The sequence below is a fragment of the Nocardia sp. PLKS1-43 genome (assembly GCF_059510335.1).
The window spans coordinates 196029-209145 of the sequence record NZ_JCAJZQ010000006.1 but is presented as its reverse complement, the minus strand read 5'-3'; the positions used below and the strand labels follow the sequence as shown (position 1 = coordinate 209145).

The window sequence follows — 13117 nt, the reverse complement described above, 5'->3', positions numbered from 1 at the left end:
CGTTGACGGTTGGACGAACCGCTTCTACCGTCGAATTGTGACCTATCGCAGCGAGACCAGTGCCGTCCCCTCGAGCGTCCTGAACGACGGGTCCGTGATACCGAGGTTGGGTTTCGGTGTCTTCCAGGTTCCCCCGGAGGAGGCAGCGGCGGCGGTCGGCACCGCGCTCGAGACCGGGTATCGCAGCATCGACACGGCGGCCGTGTACGCCAACGAGGCCGGTGTGGGCCAGGCGGTGCGCAAATCCGGCCTGGACCGCGACGAGGTCTACATCACCAGCAAGGTGTGGAATTCCGAGCAAGGTTACGACTCCACGCTGCGTGCCTTCGACGCAACCATGGCCGAGCTGGACATGGATTATCTGGATCTGTACCTCATCCACTGGCCGGTGCCCGCCGCCGATCGGTTCGTGGACACGTTCCGGGCGATGCAGGAGATCAAGTCGCAGGGGCGGGTCGGATCGATCGGTGTGTCCAATTTCACTCGCGAGAACTTGGAGCGGCTGATCGGCGAAACCGGGGAGGCCCCGGTACTGAACCAGATCGAATTGCACCCCAGCCTGGCACAGCGGGAACTGCGTGCCTTCCACGCCGAACACGGCATCGCGACCGAGGCGTGGGCCCCGCTCGGACAGGGCTCGGAACTGAAGGATCCGACGATCGCCACGATCGCCGGGGAACTCGGCCGCACCCCCGCTCAGGTGATCATCCGCTGGCATCTGCAACTGGGCAATGTGGTGATTCCCAAGTCGGTGACGCCGTCCCGGATCGCGGAGAATTTCGACGTGTTCTCCTTCGAGCTGAGCCCCGAGCAGATGCAGCTCATCTCCGCGCTGGACACCGGTTCTCGTCTCGGTCCGGACCCGGCCGACTTCAACGTCGGCCTGGAGGCCTGATCCGCACGGTCCGTCCGCTACGGCCGGCGCAGACCGAGGTATTCGGTGAGTTCCACCGCCGCGGCGCGGCCCGCGCGATTCGCGCCGATGGTGCTGGCCGACGGTCCGTAGCCGAGCAGGTGGATGCGCGGGTCGGCGGCGACCTGCGTGGCCAGCCGTCCGGTCATGGTGATGCCGCCGCCGGGCCCGCGCAACCGCAGCGGCGCGAGATGATCGAGCGCGCTGCGGAATCCGGTGGCCCACAGGATCACCTCGGCGGTCTGGAAGGAGCCGTCCGCCCAGCGCACGCCACCCGGTTCGATCCGGCTGAACATCGGATGCCACTGCATGACGCCGCGCGCGCGTGCGGCACGAATCCGGTCGTCGACCGGTAGCCCGGTCACCGAGACCACAGAGCGCGGCGGCAACCCGCGCCGCACCCGGTCCTCGACCATCGCCACCGCGCGCCGGCCTGCCTCGCAGGTGAATTCTTCGGTGCGCCAGCGTGGTTCGGTCCGCGACGTCCAGGTCGTCGTGGTCACCTGCGATATCTCGTCGAGCAGCTGCACCGCCGAGATTCCGGCGCCGACGACCACCACGTGCCGCCCGGCGAACTCCTCGGCGCTGCGATAGTCGTGGGCGTGCAGTTGTCGTCCGGCGAACGTCTCGGCGCCCGGATAGTAGGGGATGAAGGGCTTCTCCCATGTTCCCGTCGCATTGATCAGCCCGCGCACCCGCAGTGTGCCCGCTTCCGGAACATCGGAAACCGTTGCCGTTCGGGCGGTTTCGGCAGCAGTACTGGATTGCCCATCGGACGGTGCTGCCGCCTCGCGACGTGTCCCAGTCGCAGTCGCACCGGAATATGCTGTCGCACTGTCGAATTCAGCAGGATCGGTCGCATCGGGCGATGTGTGGCCGGCCGCGTCGGCCGCCTCGCCGGAACGGGCCGCCGCACCGCCGGATGCGCCCGGAACGGTCTCGGCGTGCAGGAGGCCGTCGACGGATTCGGCGGGGCAGGTGCTGGGGGTGGCGCGGTCGCACACCACGCGCACGGTGGTGGGGCGGTGCACTCGCAGGTCGAAGCGCTGTTCGTAGCGGGCGTAGTACTCGGGAACGGCGGTGGCGGCCTGGGCGTGCTCGGAACCGGGCCCCAGCACCTCGGCGAAGGCCATTCCTGGGAGGTCGTGTACGCCGTTCACGGTGGTGAGCGTGAGCGAGGGCCAGCGGAACTGCCAGGCTCCGCCGGCGCCCGGTGCGTGATCGACGATCAGAAAGTCCTGTTCGGGACGCAATCCGAGGCGCCGGAGGTGATATCCGGCGGACAGGCCGGCCTGTCCGGCGCCGATCACCAGGATATCGACATCGGGTGCGGTCACGGCCGCCACAGTACCGCCAAGTACGTCGGGTGCGGCCGGGCGACCGCGCACCGCATACAGTGAAGGTTGTCCGAGGCGAGACGATGCGTCCAGTCCATCACCGTACGAACCGGGGAGGCCCCTTGCTCGCAGTGAGCCGCGATGGTGACGTGGTCACCATCGAATTACAGCGTCCGGAGCGCCGTAACGCGCTCAACGAGGAATTGGTCGGGCTGCTGCGAGAGGCCGTGGTCACCGCCGCTGCGGATGCCCGGGTCATCGTGCTGACCGGGCAGGGCACGGTCTTCAGTGCGGGCGCGGATCTCAACGGGGTGTACTCGCAGACCTTCCTCGATGCCCTGATGGACATGCTGTCCACGATCGAATCCGTCCCGGTTCCGGTCATCGCCGCGCTGAACGGCCCGGCGCTCGGCGGCGGTGTCCAGCTGTCGCTGGCCGCGGATCTGCGGGTGATGGCGCCCGACGCCTATATCGGTATCCCGGCCGCGAAAATCGGTGTCTCCGTTGACCGTTGGACCGTGCGACGGTTGGCCTCGATAATCGGCGGCGGCCCCGCGCGCAGCATCCTGCTCGGTCTGGACACCGTATCTGCCTCCGACGCATATACTTTCGGCTTCGCGAACCGGATCGGCACAGTGGCCGACGCGCAGGGGTGGGCCAAGTCGATCGCGGAGCTGGCACCGCTGTCGCTGCGGCACCTGAAGCTGGCGCTCAACGACGACGGCACCCGCGATCCGCAGTCACCGGCCCAGCGCGACGCGCTCGAGGCCGCGTGGACCAGCGCGGACGCGCAGGAGGCGCGGCTGGCTCGGCAGGAGAAGCGCCCGGCGAAATTCGAGGGGCGCTGATGAGCATCACCACGATCGTGCGCCGAACCGTGCTGGGCCTGGCCGGTGCGGTCGGACTGAGCTGGGTCGCGCGGGCGGTCTGGGAGATGCCCGGGGCGATGGGCGCTTCGGTATCGGCCATCGCGCCGGTGGCCGCGCGGTCCGCGCGCTATCGCAACCGGCAGTTCTACAACACCGAACCCAGTTCGCAGATGGCCCCGGGATCCGGTGTGTCGCTACTGTTCTCGGCTCTGACCCGGCGCGGTGTCGGACGTCCGCCGGGCCGGATCCCGCTGGTCACACCGGATGTCCCCGAACAGGCCGGCGCTCTGGCGGTCACCTGGTACGGGCACGCCTCGACGCTGGTCGAGGTCGACGGGTATCGGGTGCTCACCGATCCGGTGTGGAGCGAACGGGTTTCGCCGTCCGCGATCGTCGGGCCGACCCGCATGCATCCGGTGCCGGTGCCGCTGTCGGAGCTGCCGCCACTGGACGCGATCGTCATCTCGCACGACCACTACGACCACCTGGACCGCGATACGGTCAGCGCGCTGATCGCGGCCCAGGATGCGCCGTTCGTGGTGCCGATCGGCATCGGCGCGCATCTGCGCATGTGGGGTGTTCCCGAGCACCGCGTCGTCGAATTGGATTGGAACGCTTCATTTTCCCTGTCCGAACCGGTTGGCGGCGGGCAGCCGGGTGAACTCGCGATCACCTGCACCGAGGCGCGGCACTTCTCCGGCCGCGGGCTGGTGCGCAATACGACGTTGTGGGCCTCGTGGGCGATCGCCGGACCCACCCGGCGCGCCTATTTCGGCGGAGATACCGGTTACACCAAGGCATTCGCGGAGATCGGCGAGAGCCTGGGCCCGTTCGATCTGACGCTGTTGCCGATCGGCGCGTACGACGTGCACTGGCCCGATGTGCATATGAATCCGGAGGAGGCGGTGCGCGCACACGCCGACGTGTGCCGCGGGAATTCCGGTCACGGCCTGATCGTCCCGATTCACTGGGCGACCTTCAATCTGGCATTCCATGGCTGGTCGGAGCCGGTGCGGCGGCTGGTCGCCTCGGCCCGTGCGGCTGGAACTCCGGTATCGGTTCCGTTGCCGGGTCAACGTATCGATGCCAATGCGCTATCACCGCAGGTTCACTGGTGGGAAGATGTGGTCTGACCAGCGATAGATCCGACGGGTGAAGGAGCGGGACGCATGAGTCTGATGGATACACTCAAGGGCTTGGTCGGCAAGGGGAAGGAGGTTGCCGCCGAGAACGCCGACAAGATTCAAGCGGCCGTGGACAAGGCCGGTGGGTTCATCGATGAGAAGACCCACGGTAAGTACTCCGATCAAATCGGCAAGGGCGCCGCGGCGCTGAAGAACGCCATCCCCGAGCAGCCCGGATCGGCCGCCTCCGAGCCCGCAGCCGAAGCGGCTCCCGCGGCCCAGGCCGAGGCCGCTCCCACGCCGCCGGCCGAGGCCGCACCAGCTCCCACACCGCCGGCCGAGGCCGCACCCGCAGTGAAGCCGCCGGCGGATGTGGTCGCCGAGCCCACGCCCCCGGCCGAGTCGGAGGCGGCCGCGGATACCGAATCCGCTCCCGAGGCCGCGCCGCCGAGCGAGACCGAGCCCGGCAAGAGCTGATTTCCGGTGGTCCGTCGTCGGACGGGATGTGCTGTGCCGGTGGTTCGCACCGCCCGTCCGTCCGCGGGCCGGTGTGTGCGAAGCCGATCCGCAGTTATCGGCCCGTAAACTTCGATCATGGCCACCCGCCGGGATTTCGGGGGTATCGAGGTTGAGCTGAGCAACCTCGACAAGGTGCTGTATCCGTCGACCGGAACCACCAAAGGCCAGGTCATCGACTATTTCACCGGGATCGCCCCCGCGCTGCTGCCACATATCGCGGACCGGGCGGTGACCCGCAAACGCTGGCCCAACGGCGTGACCGAACCCGCCTTCTTCGAGAAGAACCTCGCCGCGCACGCGCCGAGGTGGCTCGACCGCCGGGCGCAGGAGCACTCGAATCGCCGGGTGGTGTATCCCGTGATCGACTCGGTCGCGGGACTGGCCTGGCTCGGGCAGCAGGCAGCGTTGGAAATCCATGTGCCGCAATGGATTTTCGACGACGAGCGACGAGGGCCGATCACCCGGCTGGTCTTCGATCTGGATCCCGGCCCGGGGGTGGGGCTGGCCGAATGCGCGCTGGTCGCGATACGGATCCGCGATACGGTCCGCGATGCCGGACTGGATGCCTACCCCGTGACCAGCGGAAGTAAGGGAATTCACGTCTACGTGCCGCTGGCGCACATGCTCGATGCCTCCGGGGCCTCGACCGTCGCCAAGCAGGTCGCGGTGGGCCTGGAGAAGCTGTATCCGGATCTGGTGACCGCGACGATGGCCAAGGCGGCCCGGACCGGCAAGGTCTTCCTGGATTGGAGTCAGAACAATCCGTCCAAGACCACCATCGCCCCCTACTCGCTGCGCGGGCGCACCTCGCCCATGGTCGCCGCGCCGCGCGCCTGGGACGAGATCGAAGACCGGGAGAACTTGCGGCACTTGAGCTTCGAGGAGGTGCTGACTCGCTGGCGTGAGCAGGGCGATCTGCTGGCAGGCCTGGATTCGGCGCACGCGGCCGGCACGCCGGACCCGCTGCGCACCTACCGCTCGATGCGTGATCCCGACCGGACTCCCGAACCCGTTCCGCTGCAACCGCCTACGCCGGGCTCGGGCGATCGCTTCGTCGTACAGGAACATCACGCCCGCCGCCTGCACTGGGATGTGCGACTCGAGCGCGAGGGCGTCCTCGCGTCCTGGGCGGTGCCGAAGGGGCCGCCGACATCGAGTACGCAGAATCGGCTCGCCGTGCGGACCGAGGATCATCCGCTGGAGTACCTCGAGTTTCACGGCTCGATTCCCAAGGGGGAGTATGGCGCGGGCGAGATGACGATCTGGGATTCGGGCACCTACGAGACCGAGAAGTGGCGCGAGGACGAGGTGATCGTGCGCTTGCGCGGCAGCCGCCTGAACGGACGCTACGCACTGATCCGGACCAAGGGCGATCAGTGGCTCATGCATCTGATGAAGTCGGAAGCTGCTGCGGGGGAGAGTCTTCCGAGTGACAGCGGGCGTCGTGCCGCCGAGATGCCGCACGATCTGAGTCCGATGCTGGCCACTCCCGGCGACGTGGCCACCCTGGACGCGCGGGACTGGGCGTTCGAGACCAAATGGGACGGCTTCCGATTGATCGTCGAGATCGAGGACGGCGTGGTCACCGCCCGGAGCCGAGCCGGAAACGTTGTGACCGAACGCTATCCACGCCTGGCCGCGCTGGCCGAGGATCTCGCCGAACATCGGGTGGTGCTCGACGGAGAGGCGGTCGTCTTCGATGCCGACGGCACGTCGAACCTCGCCCTCTTGCAAGCGGATTCGGTGCGCGCCGAATTCGTCGCCTTCGACGTGTTGTATCTGGACGGTACATCCCTTGTCCGCAAACGCTTTTCGGATCGCCGCCGGGTGCTGGAGGCGTTGGCCGCCCGCTCGCCCGCCCTGCGGGTACCGCCGCCACTGGAAGGGTCCGGCGCACAGGCATTGGACTACAGCCGCGAACACGGGTTGGAGGGTGTGGTCGCGAAACGGCGGGACTCGGTCTACCTGCCGGGACATCGCGGACAATCCTGGGTCAAGACCCGAAACTGGCGCACCCAGCAGGTGGTCATCGGCGGGTGGCGGCGCAGTGCCGCGCGTCCGTTCGCCTCCCTGCTGGTGGGGGTGCGGCACGAGGGCGCGCTGATCTACGCCGGTCGGGTCGGTACCGGATTCGACGAACGGGAAATGGCGAATCTGGCCGCCCGTATGCACGGGCTGCAACGCAAGACCAGCCCGTTCGACAACGATCTCACGCCGGCCGAACGCCAGGACGCGGTCTGGGTGACCCCGAAACTCACCGGCACCGTGCGCTACATGAACTGGACCGAATCCGGCCGCCTCTGGCACCCGGGGTGGCTCGGATCCGATACCTGATCAGATCTTCCCGGCCAGTAGCGGGACGATGATGTCCACATCGGTAACGATCGCGTTGCCCTGGAAGGCAAAATCGTCCAGCGCCCGGCCCATGGCCGCTTCGTCTCGGCCACCGCAGGCATCACCGATGACGACCGGGACGAAGCCAAGATCGGTGGAGTGTGTGACGGTGGGCGCGATCCCGATCTCCAATGCGACACCCGCGATGGCATAGGAGACGATGCCCAGGTCGCGCAGCGTCGCGGCCAGTGGCGTTCCCTCGAATGCGGACATGGTGGTTTTGTCGAACACGATTTCGTCCGGCCCGGGACGCAACTCGGGCACCAGTTCGAAGCCCGGCGTGTCGCGCAGCAGTATCGGTCGCAGGTCCTCGACCGAATCGACGCCCTGCCACGTCATCGCCATACGGAGGGCGAACACGCCGCTCAGGCGCGGTGGCAGGAACATGTGCCGCAGGAAGACGATGGGATACCCGCCCTCCCGTGCGGCCCGGACCACTCGCACCACCCGCGCGACGATCGCATCGGCATGCTCGAGCTGGGACAGCACGCCCACCTGCATGTCGTAGACGATCAGCGCCATCCGGTGCGGGCTGCAGACGTCGGCGAGTCCGTCCGGAATGTCGAGCCCATTGCCGTGTCGCACGAACTCTCCTTTTGTCGCACGCGGTTTCGACCCACAGTACCGGGCCTCGGGTGTGTCGGGGGAAAGGTTGCCCGACCGGCCGCGGACATCGTTGACCTGGGTATTCGGGACCGATACCGTGCACAGTCGGTGGTGAGGTGCGGTCGGGGTGATCGGTGCCCGCGGCGCCTCGTGTGGCGACGTGGGAGGTTGCGGATGGGATTCGGCCGGCTGGCGGGTGCGCACGCCTCGCCTCGACGGGCGGGCATGGTGCTGACCATGGCGATCGCCATGCTGCTGGGCCTGCTGTCGGCGCAGGTGGCCCGCGGCGAGGTGCTGACTCCGGATGCCGATCCGTTCTACGCCGCACCCGCGGATCTGGCCGCGCATCCCGACGGTGCGGTGCTCGGGATGCGCCCGATCGACGTGTTCGGCTTGCCCCTTCCCGTCTCGGCCTGGCAGTTGCGGTACCGCACAACGGATTCGGTGAACCGCCCGATGCTGGACGTGGCCACGGTGGTGGTGCCGACCACGTCGTGGGACAAGGGCCCGCGGCCGCTGCTGAGTTATCAGGTACCCGAGGACAGCCTCGGCACCCGGTGCTCGCCGTCGTTCGCGTTCTCCGGCGGGCACGATCCGGGTGTGGTGAACACCCTGCTGGACGTGCCGTTCATGACCGCCGCCCTGTTGCGCGGATGGGGGTTGGTGATCAGCGATTACGAGGGCCCGTACTCGCGCTTCATGGACGGGCCGGGGGCGGGCCGGGCCGTCCTGGACGGCGTGCGGGCGGCGCTGAACTTCGCACCCGGCGGGGTTCGTGCGACGAGCCCCGTTGGGGCGTGGGGATATTCGGGTGGCGCGTTCGCCACGCTGTGGGCGGCGCAGTTACGCGCGAGTTACGCGCCGCAGGTGCGCTTCGCGGGAATCAGCACCGGCGGTGTTCCGGCCGACATCCCCGCGATCGCCCGGCGCGTGGACGGCGGAATCCAGGCCGGACTGGCGTTGCTGATCGTCCTGGCGCTCACCCGCAATCACCCGGAATCGGGGCTGCCGGGCATGCTCAACGATCGCGGGCGGGCGTTGCTGGCCGCGAACGCCACCGCCTGCGGATCCGAACTGGTGCCGCAATACGTCAACGCCCGTGTCGATGATTATTCCGCTGCCCCGAATCTTCTGGACAGCAAGGAATTTCGCGGTGTCGCCGCGGCGAACGAACTGGGCGTCGACGCGCCGGACAGTCCGTTGTACATGTATCACAGCAACTCCGACGACGTGATTCCCGTGGCCGGGTTCAGCTCCCTGGTCGAGCGATACTGCGCGAAGGGCGCGACCTTGACCGCGATCCATTCGCCGTTCCCCACACACAACGGCGCGGCGGCCGGAGAGGCCCTGGGCGGTATGAATTTCCTCGCCGACCGCTTCGCCGGGCGGCCCGTCAGACCGGGCTGCACCATCCGCTGAACCTGGAGGTCACTGATTCCATTTGCTGGTGCCGGGCGCGGCGCCGAGGGTGTTGACCAGATCGAGACCGGCGACGATCAGTGCGGGACCGCCCACTACGATCGTGCCGATGATGCCGCCGACCGCGGCTCCGGCCAGTACGCTCGCCACCACGCCGGGCCCGCTGACGATCCCGGTCAGCCCGATCAGCGCGCCCAGGGCCGTCCCGATGAAACCGCCGATCGCGGTGGCGACGCCGAACTGGGTCGAAAAGGCTTCCAGCGCACGCTGATTCTCGGTGACCGAGGCGACCGGGAGGGCCTTGGCCGGGCGGGCCGCGGCCACATCTTTCACCGCGGTCAGATCCAGTTCGCGTGAATCGGTGCTGATCCGGTGTGGCAGTGGGTATTCCGTGCCGTTCTGCCGTATCGACAGCGGCAGCGTGAGGACGGTGTTGCCGCCGGTGTCGCGGATGTCGACGGTGCGCTGATCGGTGGCCAGGCGGAACGAGCCGCCGGTGAGGGTGGTTCGAACCGTGTTGCCCACCAGTTCGGTGGCGTAGTGCACAACCGGCATGGCGGGGTCGGCGTGCACGGTACCGGCCCCGAGGCCGAGGGCGATGGCCACCGGCACGACGGTAGCGATGAACTTGCGCGGGAGCATTGGATGTTCCAATCTTCACCAGAGTCGTCGGAAACATGAGGCGCGCGCGGGCGTGGACTTCCGCTACTCGATGGGCTGCGCGCGGGTCCGTGCAGCGAGATGGCAACCGCTGCACGTTCGGGCAATCTTAGAGATTTTTCTGGGTTGAAGCCCGTGAATTTTGGGTATTCCCATAGGTTACGGTCAGGATTGGATGATTCCGGGGGATGAAAGAGACTCCGGGTCGGTTGCGTCCCCGCGACTTTCGCGCATATCGGAGGATTCCTACCGATCGGTCCGGATGTTTTCTACAGCGCGAGGTTGATCGCCACTGCCGCAACGCATATCGCGATGACGACGAGCAGTGCGATCGCGTCGCGGCGCCCCGGCGCGCTCGGATACGCGGTGAGCTGCCCGGTGCCGCCCCGTGCGGTGATCGCCTCGCCGAGTTCGCCAGCGCGGCGCGTGGACACCGCCATGGCGGCGGTCAGGATGTCCATCATCGCGTTGTCGGTGGCGCGTTGCAGCAAACCGTCGTTCGGCCGGAGTTTGCGCGCCGCTCGAAGGATGCGCATCTCGTCGAGCAGCAGCGGAAGTCCGCGCAACGTCAGCGCCACCACCACGGCCCACTCGTCCACCGGGATGCGCAGCAAGCGTAGCGGCGCACCGAGTTTCGCCAGTGCGGGGGCGATCTCGCCCATCGGCGTGGTCCACGCGATCAGGAAGGAGGAGATCACCAGCAGCAGCGCGAACGTCATCGTCTGCGCGTAGTGCAGCACCGCCGCCCAGCCGGCCGGCAGCGAGGTGAAGGCGCCGATGCTCAGCAGCGCCCAGAACTGCCAGGGCAGTCGCGGCAGGGTGCCCGGCGGCAGGTGCGCCACCGCGCCGACGGCGATAAGGAAGGCCACCACCAGGCCGAGCACCGGCCAGGACGGCTCGAACAGGACGATCAGGCTGATCAGGAAGACCGCGATCATCTTCGTGCCGGCCCACAGCCGGTGCACCGGACTCTGGACCGGGACCTCGCGCAGCAACACCATGGTCATCGCTGGGCTCCCGGAATGTCGGACGTAATGCGTTGTGCGGGGAAGGTTCTCATCGGTTACCTCCGGTCGCGCCGGGCCGCTTCGGGGTCAGCCTGCTCAGGCTGCGGGCCGCGAGTCCGGGAGCCTCGACAGGTTCGGTCGTCGGCTGCGCGGCGGTTTCGGGGATCAGACCGTGCCGCAGGTGCACGGTGCGGTCGCAGACGCCCGTCATATCCTCCACGTCGTGCGAGATGACGATCAGCGTCAGGCCCGAATCCCGCAGCCGGGCAAGAAGTTCCACCACTTCGGCGCGGCCCTGCGGGTCGAGTCCGGCCAGTGGTTCGTCGAGCACCACCACCTGCGGATGGCCGGCCACGATCGCCGCGAGCACCACGCGTTTGGCCTGACCGCCGGAGAGTTCCTCGATCGAGCGTGAGGCCAGTGCGCGATCCAGGCCGACCGCGTCCAGCGCCCGGCCGACCGCGGCCGAACCGGTGCCGCTGCCGCCCCAATCCTCGATCTCGGCGGCCACGGTCTGTCGCTGCAGCTGTAGCCGGGAATGTTGGAAGGCCAGCGCGACCGTGCCGATCCGGGTCGAGACCCGATGGGTGGCGAGGCCCTCGCGCAGTTCGCAACGGCCCTGGGTCGGTTCGACCAATCCGGCCATGATCCAGGCCAGGGTCGATTTGCCGGAACCGTTGCCGCCCACGATCAGCAGTGCCTCACCGCGTCGCACGGTGAGGTCGACGCCGTGCAGAGCCGTTGCGGCCCAGGGAGTTCCGCGATTGTAGGTGTGGCGGACGTCGCGCAGTTCCAGGATCGGCTCGCCCATCGGGCGGCGGCGTTCGTCGCGGGCGGGTCGCGGCCAGGCGGGCAGCCGATCCACCTGCCGTCCGGCGGACAGGTGGACCACGCGGTCCGCGGCCGCGGCATCGGCTTCGTGGTGGGTGACCAGGACGACCGCCATCCCGTGCCGCCGGGGCAGTTCGGCCAGCAGGGCGACCAGATCGCGGCGCCCCTCGGGATCGATCATCGAGGTGGCCTCGTCGGCGATCAGCAGTGCCGGTCTGCGGGCCAGTGCCGCGGCCACGGCCAATCGCTGCTGCTGGCCGCCGGACAGCGTCGCGGTCTCGGACTTGCCCATCCCACCGAGCCCGACCTCGGCCAGCAGCGACTCCACGTCGACCTGTCCGGCCAGTTCCGGCGACAGGCCCCACACCACGTCGTCCGCGACCTGCACGCCCAGGGTCTGGCTCTCCGGCCGCTGCAGCACCAGCGCGGTGCCGCCGAGCCGGCCGAGGCCCGCTGAGCCGGGACGTTCGACGGTGCCCGAGCTGGGCGGCTGTCCGGCCAGCAGCCTGGTCAGGGTGGATTTACCCGAACCGTTGTGGCCGACGACGGCCACGAACTCCCCGACGTCCACGGTGAGCGAGACCGCGGTGAGCGCGTCGGCGCGCGCCCCGGGATAGCGGAACGACGCCTCGCGCAGGGTGACCGGCAGTGGCGCGATCGGGCGGTCGTCGTGCGGCGCGTCCAGCAGGTCCCGGCCGGGCAGCCAGGTCAGCCGGTCCAGCACCGAACCCAGCGCGAACCAGGAGAACAGCGCGGAAGCCACCAGTCCGATGAGGATGCTGCCGCCGATATAGATCCACCACCAGTGCAGCACCTCGTCGGTGATCGATCCGAGCGCCCGGCCGAGCGGTGCGAGCTGGGGCTGTTGTTCGGCGAGGCGCTGCACGCCCTTGGACAGGTTGCGGACGGTCTCGAACATCAGGTGCCGCGCGGCGGTGAACACCAGCAGTGTCCCGACCGAGCACAGCGAGTACGCCAGACCGGCGAGGATCGACAGGCCCAGGACCGCGGGCAGACCGCCGCCGCGACGTTTGACGATGCCGACGATCCCGCCGATGGTCGCCATCGCCACCGTGGTGAACGCGGGCAACATGCCCGCCACCACGAAGGTGACCAGCGTCGCCGCCACACCCGCGGTGAACAGGGCGCGCAACCGGTGCCGATGCGCGAGCAGACCCATCGGCACCGCCGCGATCAGCATCAGCGCGGTGGCGATCGGAAGCACCGTGCCGACCGTCACCAAACCGACCGTGACGCCGGCCAGGACCGCCCCGGTGGCCAATTCGATCGGGCGCAACGGCCCGCGCCCCAGCCGGGGCCGTTCGCTGCCTGTGGAAAGAGCGGTCACGGATCAAGTCTGCCAGGCCCGCCTGAGCGTTGTCCGAGTGCGAGCGGCGGGAAACCTGTGCGGCCGCTGTGTGTAGCCGGGTACGCCTGT

11 protein-coding genes are annotated in these 13117 nt (G+C 68.5%); 6 read left to right on the top strand and 5 right to left on the bottom strand.

Features of this window, described 5'->3' with window-relative positions; translation table 11 throughout:
- Positions 1–37 precede the first annotated feature (37 nt).
- A complete protein-coding gene (locus AC5WS7_RS22825) occupies positions 38–895 on the top strand; it encodes an aldo/keto reductase (RefSeq protein ID WP_495956600.1) in 858 nt (285 codons plus the stop codon).
- Between the two features lie 17 nt (positions 896–912).
- On the opposite strand, the gene AC5WS7_RS22820 is transcribed toward AC5WS7_RS22825, so the two are convergent.
- Positions 913–2250: an NAD(P)-binding protein gene (locus tag AC5WS7_RS22820; protein ID WP_495956599.1), complete on the bottom strand. Its 1338-nt coding sequence runs from the start codon at positions 2248–2250 to the stop codon at positions 913–915.
- Positions 2251–2372: 122 nt separating this feature from the next.
- Between AC5WS7_RS22820 and AC5WS7_RS22815 the strand changes: the two genes are divergently transcribed.
- From AC5WS7_RS22815 to AC5WS7_RS22800, 4 genes are all read left to right on the top strand, one after another.
- Positions 2373–3098 (top strand): enoyl-CoA hydratase, encoded by a 726-nt coding sequence (locus AC5WS7_RS22815; protein WP_495956598.1) that lies wholly within the window; start codon positions 2373–2375, stop codon positions 3096–3098.
- Positions 3098–4252, top strand: coding sequence for an MBL fold metallo-hydrolase (locus tag AC5WS7_RS22810; RefSeq protein ID WP_495956597.1), 1155 nt, complete (start codon positions 3098–3100; stop codon positions 4250–4252). Before AC5WS7_RS22815 ends, AC5WS7_RS22810 begins: the two co-directional genes overlap by 1 nt.
- A gap of 36 nt (positions 4253–4288) precedes the next feature.
- A complete protein-coding gene (locus AC5WS7_RS22805) occupies positions 4289–4720 on the top strand; it encodes an antitoxin (protein WP_495956596.1) in 432 nt (143 codons plus the stop codon).
- 117 nt (positions 4721–4837) lie between these two features.
- Positions 4838–7096 carry an ATP-dependent DNA ligase gene (locus tag AC5WS7_RS22800; protein ID WP_495956595.1) on the top strand — a complete coding sequence of 753 codons (2259 nt, stop codon included), beginning with the start codon at positions 4838–4840 and terminating at the stop codon, positions 7094–7096.
- Here the strand turns inward: AC5WS7_RS22800 and AC5WS7_RS22795 are convergent, their stop codons facing one another.
- Entirely contained in the window at positions 7097–7741 is a 645-nt protein-coding gene (locus AC5WS7_RS22795) for a cysteine hydrolase family protein (RefSeq protein WP_495956594.1), read from the bottom strand.
- A 195-nt stretch (positions 7742–7936) separates the two neighbouring features.
- Here AC5WS7_RS22795 and AC5WS7_RS22790 point away from each other — a divergent pair, with 195 nt between their 5' ends.
- The gene (locus AC5WS7_RS22790; protein ID WP_495956593.1) at positions 7937–9181 is read left to right on the top strand and encodes a lipase family protein; all 1245 of its coding nucleotides are present in this window, start codon (positions 7937–7939) and stop codon (positions 9179–9181) included.
- Between the two features lie 9 nt (positions 9182–9190).
- Here the strand turns inward: AC5WS7_RS22790 and AC5WS7_RS22785 are convergent, their stop codons facing one another.
- The 3 genes from AC5WS7_RS22785 to AC5WS7_RS22775 all read right to left on the bottom strand — a co-directional run bounded on the left by AC5WS7_RS22785 (position 9191) and on the right by AC5WS7_RS22775 (position 13027).
- The gene (locus AC5WS7_RS22785) at positions 9191–9823 is read right to left on the bottom strand and encodes a DUF8020 domain-containing protein (RefSeq protein WP_495956592.1); all 633 of its coding nucleotides are present in this window, start codon (positions 9821–9823) and stop codon (positions 9191–9193) included.
- A 287-nt stretch (positions 9824–10110) separates the two neighbouring features.
- On the bottom strand, positions 10111–10848 hold the full coding sequence (locus tag AC5WS7_RS22780; protein WP_495956591.1) for an energy-coupling factor transporter transmembrane component T family protein: 738 nt from the start codon (positions 10846–10848) through the stop codon (positions 10111–10113).
- Between the two features lie 49 nt (positions 10849–10897).
- Positions 10898–13027, bottom strand: a complete 2130-nt coding sequence (locus AC5WS7_RS22775; RefSeq protein WP_495956590.1) for an ATP-binding cassette domain-containing protein — start codon at positions 13025–13027, stop codon at positions 10898–10900.
- Positions 13028–13117 lie beyond the last annotated feature (90 nt).